18 protein-coding genes are annotated in these 20014 nt (G+C 74.7%); 10 read left to right on the top strand and 8 right to left on the bottom strand.

The features are described from left to right. Positions 1-19 precede the first annotated feature (19 nt). The gene (locus tag ACFVU9_RS29285) at positions 20-976 is read right to left on the bottom strand and encodes a DUF4231 domain-containing protein (RefSeq protein ID WP_387598440.1); all 957 of its coding nucleotides are present in this window, start codon (positions 974-976) and stop codon (positions 20-22) included. A 167-nt stretch (positions 977-1143) separates the two neighbouring features. Further along, on the bottom strand, positions 1144-1908 hold the full coding sequence (locus ACFVU9_RS29290) for a sugar isomerase domain-containing protein (RefSeq protein WP_380439938.1): 765 nt from the start codon (positions 1906-1908) through the stop codon (positions 1144-1146). Positions 1909-2130: 222 nt separating this feature from the next. On the opposite strand from ACFVU9_RS29290, the gene ACFVU9_RS29295 reads away from it, so the two are divergent. Beyond that, positions 2131-2823, top strand: a complete 693-nt coding sequence (locus ACFVU9_RS29295) for a metal-dependent transcriptional regulator (RefSeq protein ID WP_380439941.1) — start codon at positions 2131-2133, stop codon at positions 2821-2823. Positions 2824-3363: 540 nt separating this feature from the next. Here the strand turns inward: ACFVU9_RS29295 and ACFVU9_RS29300 are convergent. Beyond that, positions 3364-4062, bottom strand: coding sequence for a bifunctional DNA primase/polymerase (locus ACFVU9_RS29300; RefSeq protein WP_380440058.1), 699 nt, complete (start codon positions 4060-4062; stop codon positions 3364-3366). 315 nt (positions 4063-4377) lie between these two features. Here ACFVU9_RS29300 and ACFVU9_RS29305 point away from each other — a divergent pair, with 315 nt between their 5' ends. Then, on the top strand, positions 4378-5754 hold the full coding sequence (locus ACFVU9_RS29305; RefSeq protein WP_380439943.1) for a transcriptional regulator: 1377 nt from the start codon (positions 4378-4380) through the stop codon (positions 5752-5754). 168 nt (positions 5755-5922) lie between these two features. Continuing rightward, entirely contained in the window at positions 5923-7101 is a 1179-nt protein-coding gene (locus ACFVU9_RS29310) for a hypothetical protein (protein ID WP_387598443.1), read from the top strand. A gap of 54 nt (positions 7102-7155) precedes the next feature. Here ACFVU9_RS29310 and ACFVU9_RS29315 read toward each other — a convergent pair whose 3' ends face one another. Further along, positions 7156-8451 (bottom strand): ABC transporter substrate-binding protein, encoded by a 1296-nt coding sequence (locus tag ACFVU9_RS29315; protein ID WP_380439947.1) that lies wholly within the window; start codon positions 8449-8451, stop codon positions 7156-7158. A gap of 176 nt (positions 8452-8627) precedes the next feature. Between ACFVU9_RS29315 and ACFVU9_RS29320 the strand changes: the two genes are divergently transcribed. Together ACFVU9_RS29320 and purU are read left to right on the top strand one after the other, a co-directional pair. After that, the gene (locus ACFVU9_RS29320; RefSeq protein ID WP_380439949.1) at positions 8628-9143 is read left to right on the top strand and encodes a hypothetical protein; all 516 of its coding nucleotides are present in this window, start codon (positions 8628-8630) and stop codon (positions 9141-9143) included. A gap of 133 nt (positions 9144-9276) precedes the next feature. Continuing rightward, positions 9277-10143, top strand: a complete 867-nt coding sequence (purU, locus tag ACFVU9_RS29325) for a formyltetrahydrofolate deformylase (RefSeq protein ID WP_380439952.1) — start codon at positions 9277-9279, stop codon at positions 10141-10143. A 127-nt stretch (positions 10144-10270) separates the two neighbouring features. On the opposite strand, the gene ACFVU9_RS29330 is transcribed toward purU, so the two are convergent. Then, positions 10271-11476: a zf-HC2 domain-containing protein gene (locus tag ACFVU9_RS29330; RefSeq protein ID WP_387598448.1), complete on the bottom strand. Its 1206-nt coding sequence runs from the start codon at positions 11474-11476 to the stop codon at positions 10271-10273. Further along, positions 11473-12123 (bottom strand): sigma-70 family RNA polymerase sigma factor, encoded by a 651-nt coding sequence (locus ACFVU9_RS29335; protein WP_387598450.1) that lies wholly within the window; start codon positions 12121-12123, stop codon positions 11473-11475. Before ACFVU9_RS29335 ends, ACFVU9_RS29330 begins: the two co-directional genes overlap by 4 nt. Before the next feature lie 498 nt (positions 12124-12621). Between ACFVU9_RS29335 and ACFVU9_RS29340 the strand changes: the two genes are divergently transcribed. After that, positions 12622-13101, top strand: coding sequence for an ATP-binding protein (locus tag ACFVU9_RS29340; RefSeq protein ID WP_380498107.1), 480 nt, complete (start codon positions 12622-12624; stop codon positions 13099-13101). A 506-nt stretch (positions 13102-13607) separates the two neighbouring features. On the opposite strand, the gene ACFVU9_RS29345 is transcribed toward ACFVU9_RS29340, so the two are convergent. After that, positions 13608-14576, bottom strand: a complete 969-nt coding sequence (locus ACFVU9_RS29345) for a GlxA family transcriptional regulator (RefSeq protein ID WP_380439961.1) — start codon at positions 14574-14576, stop codon at positions 13608-13610. A 167-nt stretch (positions 14577-14743) separates the two neighbouring features. On the opposite strand from ACFVU9_RS29345, the gene ACFVU9_RS29350 reads away from it, so the two are divergent. The 4 genes from ACFVU9_RS29350 to ACFVU9_RS29365 all read left to right on the top strand — a co-directional run bounded on the left by ACFVU9_RS29350 (position 14744) and on the right by ACFVU9_RS29365 (position 18348). Beyond that, positions 14744-16060 (top strand): MFS transporter, encoded by a 1317-nt coding sequence (locus ACFVU9_RS29350; protein ID WP_387598454.1) that lies wholly within the window; start codon positions 14744-14746, stop codon positions 16058-16060. A gap of 22 nt (positions 16061-16082) precedes the next feature. Next, a complete protein-coding gene (locus tag ACFVU9_RS29355; protein WP_380507522.1) occupies positions 16083-16610 on the top strand; it encodes a GNAT family N-acetyltransferase in 528 nt (175 codons plus the stop codon). A 242-nt stretch (positions 16611-16852) separates the two neighbouring features. Then, the gene (locus tag ACFVU9_RS29360) at positions 16853-17197 is read left to right on the top strand and encodes a DUF4229 domain-containing protein (protein ID WP_380498103.1); all 345 of its coding nucleotides are present in this window, start codon (positions 16853-16855) and stop codon (positions 17195-17197) included. A 32-nt stretch (positions 17198-17229) separates the two neighbouring features. Further along, positions 17230-18348 (top strand): LacI family DNA-binding transcriptional regulator, encoded by a 1119-nt coding sequence (locus ACFVU9_RS29365; protein WP_387598458.1) that lies wholly within the window; start codon positions 17230-17232, stop codon positions 18346-18348. A gap of 73 nt (positions 18349-18421) precedes the next feature. On the opposite strand, the gene ACFVU9_RS29370 is transcribed toward ACFVU9_RS29365, so the two are convergent. After that, entirely contained in the window at positions 18422-19636 is a 1215-nt protein-coding gene (locus tag ACFVU9_RS29370) for an MFS transporter (protein WP_387598461.1), read from the bottom strand. Between the last annotated feature and the right edge of the window lie 378 nt (positions 19637-20014).

The raw sequence follows: 20014 nt of genomic DNA on the forward strand, positions 1-20014 counted from the left end.
GAGTGTCACCGGTGGGGGGTCACCGGTCGGTGGTGGTGCGGATCTCCCGGCGGGCCTGCCAGGTGGTGTGCTCCCGGGACACCGCGTCCTCGGCGTCCCGGGCCAGCCGGGCCCAGATCTCCTCGGCGTCCGCCGACTCCAGCTCCAGCGCCGCCAGTTGGCGCCGGATCTGGTCCAGCTCGTCGGCCGCGAGGCCGTACGCCGCGGCCAGCGGACGGTACTGGCGCAGCTGCGCCCACGCGGCGACGGACGCGGCCACCGCCGAGACCGTGCCGAGCGCGTCGTAGGTGAACGCGCCGAGCGCCCGCAGCACCGCGAGCACCAGCCCGAGGGCGGGCAGCACCACGCCGAGCACACCGGTCCAGAAGCCCGCCCGGGCGCAGTACCGGGACTTCGAGCGGTACCACGCGTGCTGCACCTCGATCCGCTCGCGCAGGTACACCTCGCGGCGGACGGCCAGCGGCTGCGCGCGCAGGTCGCGCATCGCGTCGGTGATCCCGGCGGGCCCGGCGAGCGGTTCCCTGCCCGGTTCCGCGCCCGGCGGCGACCCGACCGCCGGGCCGCCGCGGAAGGCGCCCAGCACCCGGCCGAGCTGGAAGCGGTACAGGCCCTCGGCGTCCGGCAGGGCGCGCGGCGGCGGCTGGTAGGCGTCGGCCCGCACGGCGAACTTCCAGGCGAGCGTCTTCACCGACTCCGCGGCGGCCCGGCCCTCGTACCAGAGGCCCTGCGGGTTCTGCCGGCCGATCACCACGGCGAACCCGATCGCGCCGAGGTAGGCGACGGCGGCCGGCCAGGCCCACGCCTCGCCGTCGGCCGAGCCGGTCGCGGCGGCGACGAGGAGCAGGACCAGCTCCCACGCGGAGAGCACCACCGAGCGGTGCTGCCCGTGCAGCGAGGCGGAGTCGGCGGCCCAGAAGAGGTCGGGCAGGAGGTCCCGCTCCCGCACCCACCCGGTACGCCCCGCACCAGACGCCATGTTCGGCCCCCACCCGTCGCTCCGGTCGCACCCCTTCCCTGCCCCGGCGGGCTCCCCGGTACGCCTGCCGCCCGGCCGTCCGGCCCGCAATGGCCGGGAACCCCCGGTGGTTGTCCGGCGGGCGGCCCGGGGGCCGGCGGGAGCGGCCCGGGGGCCGTGGGTGCGGCTCAGTAGGTGTAGAAGATCCGTTCCGCGTTGTCGCTCATCTGCCGGACGTTCCACTCCGTCCCGCCCGGCACGTTGCCCGAGCGGAACAGCGGCGGCGCCTCCGCGGTGCCGGCCTGCGCCGCCTCCGCCAGGCGGCCCACGGCGGAGGCGACGACGGCCTGCATCAGGGCGCTGGTGACGATCGTCGAGACCGGGCCGAACGTCGTGCGGGCGCCCGGGTGGGTCAGCTCGCCGTCGCCGACCGCGATCTTGCTGTCCAGCACGACGTCGCAGTTGTCCTTCAGGTACGTCCCCGACGGGTGCGCCGAGGGCACCTCGCCCGGGTACGCGAGCGAGGTGACCCCGATCACCTTCAGCCCGCGGTCGCGCGCGTACCGGGCCAGCTCGACCGGCATGACCTGGCGGCCGGACAGCGAGATCACGAAGAGCACGTCGCCCGCCGTCGCCGGGGTGAGGTCCAGGCTCGTCGTGGCCAGGCCGGACACCCGCTCCAGGGCGCTCGCCAGCGGCGCGGGCATCACCGTCACCCCGGCCATCCCGGGCACGTTCAGCAGGTTGACCGGCACCAGTCCGCCCGCCCGGTAGACCACGTCCTGCGCGGGCAGCGAGGAGTGCCCGGCACCGAAGGTGAACACCCGGCGGCCCTGCGCGACCGCCTCGGCGAGCAGCGCGGCGGCGGCCTCGATCGGCTCGGCCTCCTCCTCGCGGACCCGCTGGAGATGGGCGATCGCGGCGTCGAAGTACCGGCCGACCAGGTCGTTCATCTGGTGCCTCCGCTCTCTGCCGGTGAGGGAGCCGGCCCGGGTGGGGCGGCCCGGAAGGTCCCGGCCGCCAGTGGAGAAAGCTACGGCGAGCACGGTGGTGCCTCGGCGGTCCCGCTGTCAACAGGAACGAAAACCGGTACCGGAAGCCCCCGGGCGGGCCCGGTTGTCGGGCCGGTACGTCAGAATTGTCGGTGAGGACCCCGAAGAACGGAGCCAGCGGCGATGTCTGGGCTGATCGACACCACTGAGATGTACCTTCGCACCATCCTGGAGCTGGAGGAGGAAGGCATCGTCCCGATGCGCGCCCGGATCGCCGAGCGTCTGGAGCAGAGCGGCCCCACCGTCAGCCAGACGGTCGGCCGGATGGAGCGCGACGGCCTCCTCCAGGTCGCCGGGGACCGCCACCTGGAGCTCACCGAGGAGGGCCGCCGGCTCGCGGTGCGCGTCATGCGCAAGCACCGCATCGCCGAGTGCCTGCTGGTCGACGTGATCGGCCTGGAGTGGGAACAGGTGCACGAGGAGGCGTGCCGCTGGGAGCACGTCATGAGCGAGACGGTCGAGCGCAAGGTGCTCGCCATGCTCGGCCACCCGACCCAGTCCCCGTACGGCAACCCGATCCCCGGCCTCGACGAGCTCGGCGACGCCAAGGCCGAGGGCGAGGGCTTCGACGCCGCGCTGGTCCAGCTCGACTCGGTCAAGCCGGGCGAGGAGGGCGTCAGCGTGGTGGTCCGCCGGATCGGCGAGCCGATTCAGACCGACGAGGGCCTGATGCGCAGGCTGCGCCGGGCGGGCGTCCGCCCGGGCTCGACGGTCATGGTGAGCCCCGGCGTCGGCGGAGTCCTGGTGGGCACCGGCGAGAACGCCGCGGAGCTGGGCAAGGACATCGCCCAGCACGTGTTCGTCGCCCAGGCCTGAGCCGCCGCCGAGCCGTCCGAGCCGCCAGGCCGTCCGCGCCGTCGGCGGCGCACGACGGCGCACGCGAGGGCACACCGGCGGCACGCGGCTGCACACGGGTCGTACGAGGTCGCACACGACGAAGAGGCCCGCTGCTCCCCGTGCAGCGGGCCTCTTCGTCCTCCCCGGTCCCCCTCTTCCCTCCCGTCCCCTCCGGTCCCTCCCGCTTCCCCTCCGCACCGCCCCGCCCGGCTTCCCCGTCCGAGCGTCCCTTCCGGCGTCCCCTCGCACCGGATTCCTCCCCTCGGCCGATCATGGCAATCCTTGAGCGCTGTCACTCGTACGAGGGGCTTCTCCGGTTGACCAGCGGGTAGACCGGGCCTTTATCCGCACATGCGTATGACGGGCCCCGCCTCCGGTGGGAGACAAGGCCCGTCACTCGCGCGCGTTGTGTCGCGCGGCGCACGCCCTCACCCGATAGGCGCAGGGCGGCTGTCCGGGGGAGGGTGAATCCGGCTGGGCCGAACGGCCCGGCCGACGTCCCTCCGGCGCACCACGGCCTCAGTGCACCCCCGCCGGCTGGGCGTTCTGCGGGCGGGCCGAGGGGGCCTCGCGGCCGCACGCGTACGCCAGCGGGCTGATGAGCTCCGCGGCGTCCGGCAGCCAGCGGTTGAGCGCCGAGGGGGAGCGGGCCCACTGGGCGTACCCGGTGCTGCCGACCCGGGACGGCGGGGCGACCGTCCAGTCCCCCTCGCCGCGGGCGACCAGGTCGAGCCGGCCGGGCGGCCAGCCGAGCTTGCGGAGCATCTCCGGGAGCTTGGCCGCGACCCCGGGCAGCACCAGGAAGTGCAGCCGGCGCCCGATCCGGCCGGGGGAGGCGGGGACGGCCACGACCGGGCCGAGCTGGAGGTCCTGCCGCTCCATCCGGGCCAGCGCCAGGCAGCCGGCCACCTCCGGGACGTCCAGGACGTCGAAGGAGCGGCCGGTGGGCAGCAGGATGGAGGCCTGCGGCCGTTCGGTCCACCAGCGCCGCACCGCCCCGGGGCCGGCGCTCGCCTTGCGGGCCCAGTCCGCGTCCAGCGGATGGGCGCCGGGCAGCGGGCAGCGCGGGTCGCCGCAGGAGCAGCGGGCGGGCCCGTCGCCGTCGATCAGCCAGGCGCCCGGGGCGACCTCCCAGTGGCGGTTCTCGGCGTAGCTGACGGCTTCGATGAGCAGCGGGGGCAGTCCGGCGTTCTTGCCCTGGTCGGGGGAGTCGGGGATGTCTTCCACGCGCTGCTCAACTACCGTGTGTGAGCCTGGTTACGGCCCCGCGGTGCCCGGATGGGCGCATGATGGCAATGTCACCCGAACCGGTGACTCAACCGAGTTGGGGCGGGCGGGGGCGGGCGCAGAGGGGGCGCACGGGAGCATTTCCCAGGGCGCGTGGGGGGTGCGGTTCGTCACCGTGGGTATCCCGCTGGCGTTGCTGATCGCTAACCTGGTGTCAGATTCCTTGGACGGTCGGACAGTCGGCAACAGATCAGCAGAATCGTCGCCCGCCGGCCGGGACCGGAGGGTGTGGGGAGGCGAAGCCCAATGGCCGCGAGACCACTCGTCGCACGACAGCCCAACGAGCGTCTGCAGCAACTGATCCAGGAGGCCAGCTGCTCCAATGCCGGCCTGGCCCGGAGAGTCAACCTCTGCGGCGCCGAGCACGGACTGGACCTGCGCTACGACAAGACCTCCGTCGCCCGGTGGCTGCGCGGCCAACAGCCGCGCGGGCAGGCGCCGGCGGTGATCGCCGAGGCCCTGGGCCGCAAGCTCGGCCGCAGCGTGTCGGTCGAGGAGATCGGCATGGCGGACGGCAAGAACCTCAGCTCCGGCATCGGGCTGCAGTTCGCGCCGACCCTGGGCGCGGCCCTGGAGCAGGTCTGCGAGCTCTGGCGCAGCGACGTCGGCCGGCGGGACTTCCTGACCGGGGCGACGGTCGCCGCCTCCGCCCTGGTGGAGCCCAGCCGGGACTGGCTGATCACCCCGCCGGACCCGGTGGTGGCGCGCACCGGCGGTCCGCGGGTCGGCCCGACGGATGTCGCGGCGATCAAGGCGACCACGACGATGCTGGTGGACCTGGACCACCGCTTCGGCAGCGGGCACGTGCGCCCGGTCGTCGTCCACTACCTCAACTCGGTGGTCTCCGGCCTGCTCGGCGGGGCCTACCGCGAGGAGACCGGGCGCCAACTCTTCGCCGCGGTGGCGAGGTTGACCGAGCTGGCTGGCTACATGGCGGTGGACACCGGACAGCCCGGACTCGCCCAGCGCTACTACATCCAGGCGCTGCGCCTCGCGCAGGCGGCGGACGACCGCGGCTACGGCGGCTACGTCCTCGCGGCCTCGATGAGCCACCTCGCGGCGACGCTGGGCAACCCGCGCGAGATCGCCCAACTCGCCCGCGCCGCGCAGGAGGGCGCGCGGACGGTGGCCACCCCGACGGCGATGGCGATGTTCTACGCGGCCGAGGCCCGCGGCCACGCGCTGCTCGGAGACGCCCGCTCGTGCGAGGCGGTCGCGGCCAAGGCACTGGAGATGATGGAGAAGCGCCGCCCGGAGGACGACCCGGACTGGATCGTCCACTTCGACGACGCCTACCTCGCCGACGAGCTGGCCCACTGCCACCGGGACCTGGAACAGGCCGGCCAGGCCGAGCACTACGCCCGCCGGGCGCTCGACCTGCATCCGCCGACGCGGGTGCGCCGCCGCGCGGTGGACCTGGTCCTGCTGGCCACGGCGCAGCTGCAGCAGCGGGACCTGGAGCGCGCCTGCGAGACGGGCGCGCAGGCGGTCCGGTTGCTGAGCGGGCTGCGCTCCAACCGGGGCGTGGAGTACCTGGACGAGTTCCGGCGCCGGCTGGAGCCCTACCGGGAGCAGCGGGTGGTCCGCGAGTTCCACGCCAGGGCGGACGCGGAGGCCGCCTGAGCGGATCGTCCCCCGCGGGGGAGCAGGTCGTGATGTCCCGCCCACGTGGTCACCCGGTGAGGCGAACCGGTAGCGTGGGCGCGACGTCCAAGGAACTGTGATGCTCCCAAGAACCGACGAGATGTGGTCCGCCGTCAGCGCGCGGTCGTGCACAGGTGAGGAATCGCGTTGAGCCAGCGCCGCTCGTATCCCAACTCGGGTGACTTCAACCTGGACGACCTGTTCCGCCCGGAGCCCGGCCAGCAGCAGGGCCCGCAGGCCGTCGTGCCAGGTCAGGCGGGTCAGCCGCAGGGCGCCCCCGGCCAGCAGATGCCGCCGGTGGGGCAGCCGTCCGGGCAGCCGGAGTACCTGGGCGAGGGCGGGCACGCGCTGCCGACGCAGGCCATGCCGGCCCAGGGCGCGCCGTGGGGCGGCGCCCCGGCCCCCGGGGCCCAGGGCTACCCGCAGGGCGCCCCGGCGCCGGAGACCCAGCACCTCCCGCCGTACCCGACCGGGGACCCGCAGGCCGGCGGCTACCCGGGCGCCCCCGGCTACCCGCAGCAGGCGCCCGGCTACGCACCGCAGCCGGACCAGGCGTACGGCCACCAGGGCTACCCGCCGGCCGCCCACCCGCAGCCGGTCCAGCCCGGCTACTCCGGTGTCGACTACTCCGGCGCCGAGTACCAGACCACCGCCGTGCCGGTCCGCGAGGAGCGCGGCGGCGGACGCCCGTCCTCGAAGCTGATCATCGGCGGCGTGGTGGCCGGCTGCGCCGCGGCCGGGATCCTCGTCGCCGTGCTGATGAGCGGCGGCGACGACAGCACGAGCGGCGACAAGAAGAAGACCCCGCCGGTGGCCTCGGCCGGCAGCGCCTCGACCGGCCCGGCGGGCGCGAGCGGTTCGGCGGCCGCCGTCGACCCGGAGGTCAAGGCGCAGGCGCAGCCGCTGTCGGACCTGCTGGGCACCGCGAGCGACAGCCGCTCGGCGGTCGTGAACGCGGTCGGCGCCGTGCAGAAGTGCAACCAGCTGCCGGAGTCGCAGCAGGCGCTGACCGCCGCGGCCGGCAAGCGGCGCGAGCTGCAGACCAAGCTCGGCCAGCTGAAGACCGACAAGCTGCCCGGTGGTGCGCAGCTGGTCGAGCAGCTCAACGCGGCCTGGACGGCCTCGGCGCAGGCGGACGACGAGTACGCGGCCTGGGCCTCGGACTCGCAGGCCCCGGGTGCGTGCGGCAAGCAGGACAACCAGCACTACAAGAACGCGGTCACGGCCAGCGGCTCGGCGACGAACGCCAAGAAGCAGGCGTCCACGCTCTGGAACGCGATCGCGACGCAGACCGGCCTGCCGAGCCGCGGCGACGGCGACCTGTAGGAGGGCGTCGGAGGGGCGGGCCGCCCGCGCCTCACGAGGGCGGCCCGCACACCGTCACGCCGGGGGCTTGCTGCCCGTGAGCACCCAGCGGACGTCGACGAAGCCCGGCTGCTGCAGGGTCATCCGGCCGCCCTTCACCACCTGGTAGGTGACCCAGGTGTTCACCAGCCGCGGCGACTCGGTGCTGGGCAGCATGTTGGTGGTGCCCCAGCTCAGCGGCGGGGTGAGGCCGACGTCGACGCCCTCGCCGCTGTCCAGCAGGGCGGTGATCGTCTTCGAGTCGACCGCCTTGCCGGCCGAGGTCAGCTTGTCGGAGACGACGCGGAACACCTCGTACGCGACCCAGGTGGTCTCCACGCCGGGGTCGGACACGTCGATGGTCCGGCCGTCGGCGCGCACGACGTCACGCAGCCCGTCCCACACCTTGGCCGACTCCGGCGGGTACCAGCTGGTGACGAACGCGCCGCCCAGCGGTCCGCTGTCGCCGCCGGTGGAGTCGACCACCGACTGCTGCACGCTGCCGATCACCGAGGCGATCCTGGTGTTCCTCGGGCCCAGCCGCCGGTAGGCGTCCAGCAGGTTGCCGGTCGGCTCGGCGCCGAGCGCGATGGTCACGCAGTTGCCCGGCTCGTCCTTGCCGATCGCCTTGCGCACCACCGGCGTGTAGTCGTTGGACTTCTCGGGCGCCTTGACGTCGAGCAGCTTGAGCCCGGCGGGCTTGAGCGCGTTGGCCAGGTAGCCGAGCAGGTTGTCGCCGGCCGGGGTGTCCGGGCGCACCAGGGAAACGTATCTGCACCCGGCGTCGACCAGCTGGCGGCCGCTGCCGCCGATGAGCGCGGGCATGCCGCCGTCCACCGGGTAGGACAGCGGGCTGCTGAACTCCGGCTGGGAGAGGCCGTAGCCGCCGATCAGCGGGATCCCGGCACGCTCCAGGACGGGCATGAAGGCGTCGCCCCACTGGCTGTAGGAGCCGATGACGGCGACCGCCTTGTTGTCCACCGCCTGCTGCGCGCACGCCTTGGCACCCTCGGCGTCGTTGTGCTCGTTGCAGGTGAGCACCCGCAGCCGTCGTCCGTTTAAGCCGCCCTTGTTGTTCACGTCGCGTCCGATGGCCTCGGCGAGCGCCGTCATGCCGGGCCGGTCGGCCGAGCCGGTGCCGGCCGGCGCCCAGGTCATGACGGTGAGGTCGGAGCCGGTCGTGGCATCGGCCGGTCCGCCGCACGCGGAGGCCGAGAAGAGGGTGGGGAGCAGGGCCGCGGCGATCGCGGCGGCGGCGATCGGGCGGCGCGCGGTCCGGCGCTGCCGCGCGATCTGGTTCCGGGCCTGGAAGGTGTCCCTTCGGCGGGTCATCGGTATTCCCTCTCTGGGGCGCCCTCCGGCGCACCGGAGCAAGCCAAGCCCCGGCGGCACAAGCCGAGAGGACCGAAATGTGAACGCTCGGAAAACGGGTGCCGAACTCCCGAGGGGAACGCGTGTAGATCCCGCGAGTGGAGCACGAACAGCACGGGAACGTACGATCGTTCCCCATGTCCGCCAGCACAGATTCTTCGCACCGGTCCGCCCGAAACCCTTCTCGTCCGGGCCACCGCTCCAGCACGATGGGCGGCATGCCGCTCAACGACCTGCCCTGGTGGCGCTGGCGAGCCCGACTGCGCTCGGCCCTGCACATGCTGTCCGACCCCGCCTTCCAGCAGGAGGCCTGGCTGTCCGGCCGGGAGGGGTACGGGGACGTGACCGACGCCGTCTACCGGCTCGTGGAGGACACCTGGCTGGACCGCTGGTCCGCCGAGAAGTACGTCGGCGCGATCTTCCGCGACGCGACCGAGGCCGCCCTGGTGGACGTCGCCGTGCTGCGGGTGGTCAGCCTGCTGCACGAGGTCGGCGCGGACGCCCCGGCCACCGCCTACGTCGGCCACCCCGGCTGGCCCGAGGCCGTCCGGGCCGCGCGCGAGGCGCACGTGCTGCTGGCGGTCAACGACGGGGACGACCCGGACGCGGCGCCCAAGTCGCTGGACGTGCTGCGGATCCTGACCTCGGTCTGAGCGGGGGCCCGGTGCCCGTACTGCGGAACGGGCGGTGCCGTCCCGCAGTACGGGCACCGGGACGGGTGCTGTCCAGGATGTGACACGCTGGACCATTCACGAACCGCACGACCATAGGACGGGATACCCCCACGTGGAACAGCAGCCGGCCAGTGCCCAGTACGTCCTCACGCTGTCCTGCCCCGACAAGCAGGGCATCGTCCACGCGGTCTCCAGCTACCTCTTCATGACCGGCTGCAACATCATCGACAGCCAGCAGTTCGGGGACGGGGAGAGCGGCCTGTTCTTCATGCGGGTGCACTTCTCGGCCGCCGAGCCGGTCACCGCGGACAAGCTGCGGGCCAGCTTCGCCGCGATCGGCGCCTCGTTCGGCATGGAGTGGCAGATCCACCCGACCGAGGAGCGGATGCGGATCGTCCTCATGGTCAGCAAGTTCGGGCACTGCCTCAACGACCTGCTGTTCCGCAGCCGGATCGGCGCGCTGCCGGTGGAGATCGCCGCGGTGGTCTCCAACCACACCGACTTCCGGGACCTCACCGAGGGCTTCGGCATCCCCTTCCACCACATCCCCGTCACCCGGGACACCAAGGCCGACGCCGAGCGGCAGCTGCTCGACCTGGTGGAGCGCGAGAACGTCGAACTCGTCGTGCTGGCGCGCTACATGCAGGTGCTCTCGGACGACCTGTGCAAGGCGCTGTCCGGCCGGGTGATCAACATCCACCACTCCTTCCTGCCGAGCTTCAAGGGCGCCAAGCCCTACCACCAGGCGCACGCCCGCGGCGTGAAGCTGATCGGCGCCACCGCGCACTACGTCACCGCCGACCTCGACGAGGGCCCGATCATCGAGCAGGAGGTGGCCCGGGTCACCCACGACGTCACCCCGGACCAGCTGGTCGCGCTCGGCCGGGACGTCGAGTGCCAGGCGCTGGCCCGCGCGGTCAAGTGGCACAGCGAGCACCGCGTGCTGCTCAACGGCAGCCGGACGGTCGTCTTCGCCTGACGGGCGGGCCCTCGGGGTTGCTCTCGGGGGTTGCTCGGCGTCGCTCGGGCCGCTCGGGGTTGCTCAGGGCTCGGGGTTGCTCAGGGCCGCTCGGGGCTCGGGGGTTGGTCGGCGTCGCTCGGGCCGCTCAGGGCCGCGACAGCAGCGGCACCGCGCGCAGCACCTCGCGGATCGCGGCGCGGTCGCCGTGCTCGCCGACCGGCACCCGCTCGGGATCGCGGTGCGCGGCGGCCAGCTGGCAGAACTCCAGCCCGTCCAGCACCATCGACGCCACCGGCTCGCCGCCCGGCCGGACCTCCGCGCGGCCGTCCCCGCGGCCCTCGTCCGGGCCGTCCAGCGGGATCAGCCACTCGCCGGCCGCCGGGCCGTCGATGACCAGCCGCAGCCGCCGCCCGCCCCGCCCGGTCCCGGCCACTCCGGCCGCCCCGGCCGGCTGGGCGGCCCGCAGCCCGGCCAGCGCGTGCGGGACCATCCGGACCGCCAGCTCCACCATCTGCCGCAGGTGCTGCGGCGCCGGCGGGTCGTACGGGTAGGCCACCGCACGGGCCACGTCCTCGCCGTGCACGAAGCACTCGAAGGCGCGGTCCACGAACGCGTCGCGCAGCGGCACGGCGGCGAAGCCGAAGTCCACCGGCGTGCTGCCCTGCGGGGCGAGGGCGGCGGTGCGCACCAGGTCGTGGGTCTGCCGCCGCCAGCGGGCCCGCACCGACTGCGGCGGAGCGCCGGCCGCCCCGGCGAGCAGCCGCGCAGTGCGCTCGGTGATCCCGGCGTACCGGCCGCCCTGCGGCGGCACCCGGGGCGCCCGCGGCCGGGCGTCCGGCTCCTGTGGCGGCACCCGGCGTTCGACCGGCGTGACGGCGGTGCCCGGGACGGCCGGCACCGGGTCCGGCAGGCCGAGGGCGAGCGCCACGTAGCCGTCGACGGCGGTCAGGTGGCACAGCACCTCGGCCGGGCGCAGGTACTCGGTGCCGCCGTGCCACGGGAGTTCGGCGACCTCCTGCCACTCCTCCGGGCCGAGGTCGCGCAGCAGCGCGTCGAGCTTGGCGGTCTCCGCCGCGTACGGAACTCCCCAGGCGGGGACGGGCAGTTCGGCCGGGCGGCGGGCCAGGCACCAGTCGAGCACCTGCTGGCGCAGCGGGCCCGGCTGGTCGAGCGGCTCGTCCACGGCGAGCCAGCCGGCCGCCTCGCGCAGCCGCGCGGCCTCCTCGGCGCACTCCGCGCAGGCGCGCAGGTGGAGTTCGAGTTCGGCGGCCTCGGCGGGCGGGCACGCGCCGAGGGCCCAGGCGCCGAGCAGCGAGCGCAGGGCGTCGTGCTGCTCCCCGGTGGTCGTCACGTGCCCCCGTTCCCGTCCTGCGCGGTCCGGCCGCGGGCCCCGTCCCGAACGGTCCGGCCGCACTGGCGGGCGCGCTCGTCGGCCAGTGCGGTGGCGAGCAGCTCCAGGCCGAGCCGCATCCGCTGCTTGGCTGCCTGCTCGCTGATGCCGAGCCGGCGGGCCGTCTCCTGGTAGGTGCGGCCGTCGTAGTACGTCACGGCGATGGTCTCACGCAGGCTGTGGGGGAGGGAGTCGACCACGTACTGCATGCGCGCGGCGGTGGCGACCTCGCGGATCTCGTCCTCGGCGGACCCGGGCCCGGCGCCCGGTTCGGCGGCCCGGCGCAGGCGCAGCCGGTCGACGGCACGGCGGTGGGTGAGCGCGCCGAGCCAGGAGCGCAGCGAGCCCTGGGCGGGGTCGAAGGCCTCGGGGTGCTCCCACACGTGGGCGAAGACCTCGCGGGTGAGCTGGGCGGCGGCGGCCTGGTCGGCCAGTATCCGCCCGGCGAGCCCGTGCACCATCGGCGCGAGCAGGTCGTAGAGTTCGCCGAGCGCGGTCTCCTCGCCGCGGGCGAGGCGCCGCTGGAGCTGCTCGTCCCAGCGGGGGCCGGCGTCCGCGGCCGTCGCGGCACCGCGGTCCGGGGTGGCCATCGGGCCGGGGGCGGCCATCGCACACCACCCTCCTGACCGGGGTCCGCTGGCTTACTCAACGGTATCTTGCGGCCGTCGGGCGGCGGGAGGAATCCCCGAAGAAGGGAACGCCGAGTTTCGGATCGTCACATGGTGGGACGTTCGGCTCGTGGGACCGTCCGCCGATGCCGCTGTTCGAGAACGGTCGGACATATGTCGCACGGGTGGTTCGCGAGTGGCGGGCCGGGTGTCGGGGGTGTGCGGCGGTAGGTTCGCCACTGCCGGTCCGGCGTGGTCGGCCGCGGTCCGGCCGAGCGCCGGTGCGAGGTTCGCCAGAGTGAACGGGACAGTATGCACTGCCCTGTCCCCCGATCGCTGGAATATGCCCGAAGCGCTTGCTGCGGTCCGTCTGCCCGCTCATCCTGAGGCGTATTCGTGTCGCGGCCAGCACCGGGTGGGACGTGCGACGGCCCTGCCGGCCGGCCGAACCGGCCCGATCGGGACGATGGCCGAACTGCGAGTGCGGGTGGTGGAGCGGTGCAGGTTCTTCAGGTACAGCTGGCGGTGCAGGCGGATCCCGCCGAGGTGGGCCGGGCCCGCCGGTGGGTGCGCTCGCGGCTGTTGAACCACGGGGTCGACCCGGACGCGCCGATGGCCGAGACGGTGGTGCTGGTGGTCTCCGAGCTGGTGACCAACGCCGTGGTGCACACCGGCTGTCCGGCCGTGCTGCGGCTGTGCCTGCCGGTGGACTGCGCCGCCCCGGCGGGCGCCCCGGCACCGGCCGTCCCGCTGCGGGTGGAGGTCGCGGACGCGAGCCAGGTGGCGCCGGCCCCCCGGCACGCGGGCCCGGACGCCGACGCCACCAACGGGCGCGGCCTGGAACTGGTCGAGCTGCTCTGCGAGCGCTGGGGCTGGTACCCGGACGGCTCGGGCAAGCGGGTGTGGTGCGAGATCGGCGCGGACGCCCGGCCGGCGGACCCGCTGGCGGGCGTGGACTGGGCGGCGCTCGCGCAGTAGGCGCCGTGTCGCGATCGGCGGGCCGACCAGGATCGGCGGGCCGACCAGGATCAGCGGGCCGACCACGATCACCGGGTCGACCAGGATCAGCGGGCCGACCAGGGGCGCGACCGCCGCAACGATCACCGGCCGAAACCTGACGCAACCATTCCGAATTTCCGACAACCCATTGACGTGACGTATCCGACTGATCACGCTTGGGTGCAGCTCTCCGTCGCGAGGGGACGCCGAGGGGACACCCGTACGGCCGTCGTGGTGCTGCTGTCCAGGGGGATCGTGTCAGCAGGGGGGACCACGGCCTGCCAGGGGTGCGACCTCCTCGGCGAGTGCGGAGCGCCGGTGCGGGTTCAGGGCCCGTGCGTTGCGATCGGATGGCGGCCCGCCGTGCCGCGCTCGGGGTGTGCACGGCCGGCCGCCATCCGACTCGTCATCCGGTCCATCGTCCGGGTCGTCGTCGGGTCGTCGTCGAGTCGTCATCCGATTCGCCGTCCGGTTCGCCGTCGAGTTCAGGACACCGCCCGGAACGTCCTGCGGTAGGCGCTCGGCGCGACGTCGAGGCGTCCGCGCAGCTGGAGCCGCAGTGAGGCCGCGGTGCCGAAGCCGGACTCCCGGGCCACCTGGTCGATCGTCAGGTCGGTGCGCTCCAGCAACTGCCGGGCGCGCTCGGTGCGCTGGACGGTGAGCCACTGGCCCGGACTGCTGCCGGTCTCCTCGCGGAAGCGCCGGGTGAACGTCCGCACGCTCATCCCCGCGCGGTCGGCGAGCTGACGCAGGGCAAGCGGTTCGTCCAGGTGCTCCAGCGCCCACGCGCGGACCGCCGCCGTCCCGGTGCCGCCGTGCTCCACCGGGCTCGGGGCCTCCACGTACTGCTTCTGGCCGCCCTCGCGCCACGGCGGGACGAGGCAGTTGCGGGCCACCGCGTTGGCGACCGCGCTGCCGTGGTCGCGCCGCACCACGTGCAGGCACAGGTCCACCCCGGCGGCCACCCCGCCGGAGGTGAGGACGTCGCCGTCGTCCGTGTAGAGCACGTCGGGGTCCAGCCGGACCCGCGGGTACAGCTCGGCGAAGCGCTCGGTGTAGCGCCAGTGCGTGGTGGCCGGGCGGCCGTCCAGCAGGCCGGCGGCGGCGAGCAGGAAGGAGCCGGTGCAGATCGACATCAGCCGGGTGCCGGGCCGGATCCGGGCGATCGCGGCGGCCAGTTCGGGGGTGTAGGCGGCGTCGGCGGTGGCCGGGCTGGCGTCGGCCGAGGCCGGGATCACCACCGTGTCGGCCCGCTCCAGGAGTTCGGGCCCGTGGTCGACGGCCACCCGGAAGTCGGCGCTGGTGGCGACCGGCCGGCCGTCCAGCGTACAGGTCGCCACCTCGTACAGCGGCTCGCCGCCGGGCCCCTTCGCGCCGCCGAAGATCCTTGCGGGGATGCCGAGTTCGAAGGCGATGACCCCCTTCAGGGCCAGGACCGCGACCAGGTGCGCCATCTCGTTCCTCCTCGTTCCTTCCGTCATGGCCCGCATGGCCCGCATGGCCCGCGTGGCCCGTACGGCTGCGGGCCGGGCCAGCCTAGGCCAGATCGTGGCCCGATTCTTTCGAAAGCTGGCATTCAGGCCACTCGTCGCCGTCCGGCCGCCCCGGGAGACTCGACCGCGTGACCGAACGCAACGTCCTCGCCCCCACCCCCTCCGCCGCCACACCCGCCCGCCCCGCCCGGCGCGTGCACTACGCCTGGGTGGTCGCCGGCGTCTCCCTCCTGGTGCTGCTCGGCTCGGCCGGCTTCCGCTCCACGCCCAGCCTGATGATGGACGCCCTGCACAACGAGTTCGGCTGGTCGCTCGGGACCATCTCCAGCGCCACCTCCGTCAACCTCACCCTCTACGGACTCACCGCCCCCTTCGCCGCCGCCCTGATGGACCGCTTCGGCGTGCGCCTCGTCGTCGTCTGCGCGCTGCTCACCATCTCGGTCGGCTCCGGGCTCACCATGCTGATGCGCGAGCCGTGGCAACTGGTGCTCTGCTGGGGCGTGTTGGTCGGTCTCGGCAGCGGCTCGATGGCCGGCGCGTTCGCCACCACCATCACCGGCCGCTGGTTCCGCGCCCGCCAGGGCCTGGTCACCGGCGTGCTGACGGCCGCCGGCGCCGCGGGCAACCTGATCTTCCTTCCGGTCGGCGCCTGGCTGGTCGAACACCACGGCTGGCGCTCGGCGGTGGTCGTCGTCTCGCTCGCGGCCAGCGCGGTCGCCGTCCCGGTCCTGCTCCTGATGCGCGAGCGGCCCGCCGACATCGGCCTCCTGCCCTACGGTGCGACCGAGGCCCCGCCCGCCCCCGCCGCCGACGGCCGGGCGCTGGCCCGCACCCTGCGCGTGCTGCGCGACGCCGCCCGCACCCGGGCGTTCTGGCTGCTCGCCGGCTCCTTCGCGATCTGCGGCGCCACCACGGCCGGCCTGGTCGGCACCCACTTCATCCCGGCCGCCCACGACCACGGCATGCCCGTCACGACGGCGGCGAGCCTGCTCGCCATGATCGGCCTGTTCGACGTGGTCGGCACCATCGCCAGCGGCTGGTTCACCGACCGCGTCGACTCCCGCCTCCTGCTGGTCGTCTACTACGGGCTGCGCGGGATCTCCCTGCTCCTCCTGCCGCAGCTGCTGGCCGGCTCGCTGCAGCCGCCGATCCTCGCCTTCGTGATCTTCTACGGCCTGGACTGGGTGGCCACCGTGCCGCCGACCGTCGCCCTGTGCCGCCGGCACTTCGGCGAGGACGCGCCGATCGTCTTCGGCTGGGTGCTCGCCAGCCACCAGATCGGCGCGGCCGTGGTGGCCGGGCTGGCCGGCTTCGCCCGGGACGCGCTCGGCAACTACGACGCCACCTGGTACGGCGCGGGCGCCCTCTGCGCGATCGCCGTCGGCCTCTGCCTGGCGCTCCGCGGCACCGGCCGCAAGGACCGGGTCCTGCCCGCCCTGTCGTAACGACCGATTAGGCTCCGCACCCATGACGCTCACCTTCACCCTCGACCCGAAGCCCGACCCCGACCTGCGGGCCGCGATCGTCGGCCTGTGGACCGACGTCACCAACGCCGGCGGGGCCGTCGGCTTCGTGGCGCCGGTCACGGAGGACGACGTCTGGGACACCGCCGACCACCACTTCGCCGGACTCGTCCCCGAGGGGCCGGACCGCCTGCTCGTCGCCCACGAGACGGAGACCGGTCGGCTGGTCGGGGTGCTCTTCTTCGAGTCGATGCGCTTCAACCTCATGGAGCACTGGCGGATGCTCAAGCGCGTCATGGTGCACCCCGACGCCCAGGGCCGCGGGTACGGCGTCGAGTTGATGGCCGAGGCCGAGCGGGCCGCCCGGGAGTGGGGGCTGGACGGCCTGCGGCTGACGGCGCGCGGCGGCCAGGGCCTGGAGCGGTTCTACGCCCGCTGCGGCTACCGCGAGGTCGGCCGGGTCCCCGGCGCGATCCGGGTCGCCCCGGGGGACGACCGCGACGACATCACCTTCTGGCTCGACCTGCGCTGACGGCCGGGCCCGGCCCGCGTCGGCACCCGCACCCGCACCGGCACCCGCACCGGCACCCGCGCCGACACCCGCGCCGGCACCTGCGTCGGCACCCGCGTCGGCACCTGCGTCGGCACCCGCGCCTGCGGCCGTCCCGGACGGCCCGGAGCGGGGGACGGGCGACCCGTCCCCCGCTCCGCCCGTCGGGCATGCTTCACTGGGGGACCGGCCCCGACCCCCAGCGCAGTGAAGGACGTGCCCCAGTGAGCAGCAGCAACGGCCCCGCCAAGTCGCACGCCACGCTCCGCTACACCTCCCTGCGGGTCAGCATCTTCCTCGGCTGCCTGCTGGTGGCCCTCCTGCTCGGCCACTTCGGGGTCATCCCGGTCAGCGGCCAGACCGGCGTGATCTTCCTCTTCCTGCTGGCCGCGATTGCCTCCGCGCCGCTCAGCTACGTGCTGCTGAGCCGCCAGCGCGACGACATGTCCGCCCAGATCACCACCAAGGTCTCCGGGATGCGCAGCCGTACCGCCGATCGGATCGCCGCGCAGAACGCCGAGGAGGACGCGGCCGACGAGGCCGCCCGCGCCGCCGCCGCGCGGAACTGAGGCCGGCCCGCCCCGGACCCGCTCCCGCCGCCGTGTCCGCCTCCGCCTCCGCCGATCTCCCACGGACCCCCGAGCCACAGACCCCCGCGCAGCACACCCCCGCGCCGCAGACCCCCGAGCCGCCGCCCGACGGCGCCGCCGGTACCTGGCCCGCCCCCGCACGGCGGCCCACCGGCCGGGACGTCGCCCGGCTCGCCGGGGTCTCCCAGGCCACCGTCTCGCTCGTGTTCTCCGGCTCCGAGGCCGGCTCCCGGGTCTCCGACGCCACCCGCGAACGCGTCCGCGAGGCCGCCCGCAGCCTCGGCTACCGCCCCCAGGCGGCCGGCCGCCAGCTGCGCCTGGGCCGCAGCGGGATGATCCTGCTGGCCGTCCCCAACCTCCTCGGCCCGTTCTTCGGGCGCGTGCTGGAGGGCGTCCACGAGGAGGCCGGGCGGCACGGCCTGGCCGTCGTCGTCAGTTCGGGCTGGGGCAGCGCGACCCTCGCCGAGGCCGCCACCACCAGCCGCTTCGACGGCCTGCTGATCTGCTCCCCGGACGACAGCCAGCTCGGCGAGCTGCCCGCCGACACCCCCGCCGTCTTCCTGGATGCCGACCCGGGCACCGACCGCGCCCGGCCCACCATCGAGCTCGACGTCGCGGGCGGCATGCGGGCCGCGGTCGAGCACCTGGCCGCCCTCGGCCACCGCCGGATCGGCCGGCTGCGCTCGATCCACTCCGCCTACACCTTCCGGGTCCGGCAGGCCGCCTTCGAGCAGGCGGTGGCCGAACTCGGCCTGGACGTCGTCGAGTTGGGCGTCCGACTGAACGAGGGACACCCGGCCGCCCGGAACGTCGCCCGCGGGATGCTGGAGCGGCCGGACGCACCGCGCGCGGTGATCTGCGACGACGACGTGGTGGCGTCGGGGGTCTACCAGGCCGCCGCCGAGCTGGGCGTGCGGGTGCCCGACGACCTGTCCGTGGTCGGCATGGACAACGTCGCGGTCGCCGCTCTGCTCGCCCCGCCGCTGACCACCGTCGACCTGCCCGGCGAGGAGCTCGGCCGGGCCGGCACCGCCGCCCTGGCCGGCCTGTTGCGCGGCGAGCGGGTGGCCCCGCCGCCGCCGCTCGCGACCTCGCTCGTGCTGCGCTCGTCCACCGCCGCCGCCCGCTGACCGGCCGTGGCCCACGCATGACTGTGCCCGCCGGTCCAGACCTCCGGCGGGCACAGTCGTCTCTGGGGGCCGGTCAGCCCACGGGCACCGGCTGCGGCTGCGGCACCGGCGCGAGCGGCACCGCCCGGAACCACCGGCGCGCACCGAACAGCAGCAGGCCGCCCAGCCCGATCCCGCCCGCCGCGCACAGCGCCACCGGCCGCAGCGAGCCCTCCGCGAGGTTCCCGGACACGGCGTAGCCGAGCGAGTTCCCGGTCGCGAACAGCGTCACCAGCCAGGCGAACGCCTCCGTCACCGTCCCGGTCGGCGCCAGCTCCGCGACCAGCACGAACGCCGCCGCCAGCAGCGGCGCCAGCACGATCCCCGACACGAACGCCAGCGCGGCCATCGGGTACGGCCCGGGCAGCACCACCAGCGGGAGGTAGGAGGCGGCCATCACCAGCGCCATCACCCACGTCCGGGTGCCCGTGCCGCTGCGCCACTTCACCGCCCCGTACGCGAGCGCGCCCAGCAGCCCGCCGAGCGCCGCCAGCGCCAGCAGCGTGCCGGCACCGCCGGGCAGGGCGCCCGCGTGCTGCTCGGCGTAGGCGATGAACAGCACGTTCTGCGCGCCGACCGCCCAGCCGGCCCCGGCCAGTCCGACCAGCAGCAGCACCAGGCCGGGGGAGCGCAGCGGGCCCAGCAGTCCGGCCGAGTGCTCGCGCGCCGGGGCCCGCCAGGCCCGTGCCGGCGCGGCGGTGGCGACGACCAGCGCGCCCGCGAGGCCCAGTCCGGCCGCCACCCACAGCGCCGCGACGGGGCTGAAGAGGCCGGCGATCCCGGCGACGGCCAGCGGCCCGGCGACGTAGAGGATCTGCTGCGAGGCGGAGTCGAAGGCGTAGGCGGTGTCCAGCTGTTCCTCCTCGACCACGGCCGGCCACAGCGAGCGCAGGCAGGGTTCGAGCGGGGGCATCGCGAGCCCGGCGATCGCGGCGCCGGCCGGCGCCGCGAGCACCGAGCCGGGCGCGAGGGCGAGCAGCGCGTACCCGCCGCCCGCGACGACGGCGGAGGCGATCAGGACGCGGGGCTGCCCGGTGAGGTCGACGATCCGGCCGAGCACGGGCCCGCCGACGGCGGCCGCCAGGGCGTACACGGCGGTGGCCAGGCCGATCCGGCCGTAGGGCGCGCCGGCCTCGCGCAGGGCGAGGGCGATGACCAGGGCGGTCATCCCGGCGGGCAGGCGGCCGAGCAGGGTGCCGAAGAGGAGGCGGCTGACGTGGGGGGCGCGGAGCAGGGCGAGATAGCCCATCGGCGGATCTCCGGTGGGGCGTGCTGGAACAGGGACGTTGTCAAGGTTATACGTATAACCGTCGGGCGGTCAATCGGACCGGAGTGGCCGCCTGATGGTGCGTCGGGCTCGTTCGTGTCCGGATCTCGCTCTTGCGCCGCCCTGACCTCAAACAACTACTTTGAACATCTCAAACCTTTACTGCTAACGTGTCGCCCATGACCCCCTCGGACGCACCCCGGATGCACGGCCTGGGCACCCCGCCCACCGCCGCCCGCGCGTGCCGTCTGCCGGGAGCCGTGGACAGCCCGCGCCGTTGTCGCGCCGCCTGCTGTATTCCGGCGGCACGCCCCTGACCGGGGGCCGAGCCCTCACCGCCCGGCCCGCGCGCCGTGCCGC

It is taken from the genome of Kitasatospora sp. NPDC057936 (genome assembly GCF_042887525.1).
Lineage (GTDB): Bacteria > Actinomycetota > Actinomycetes > Streptomycetales > Streptomycetaceae > Kitasatospora.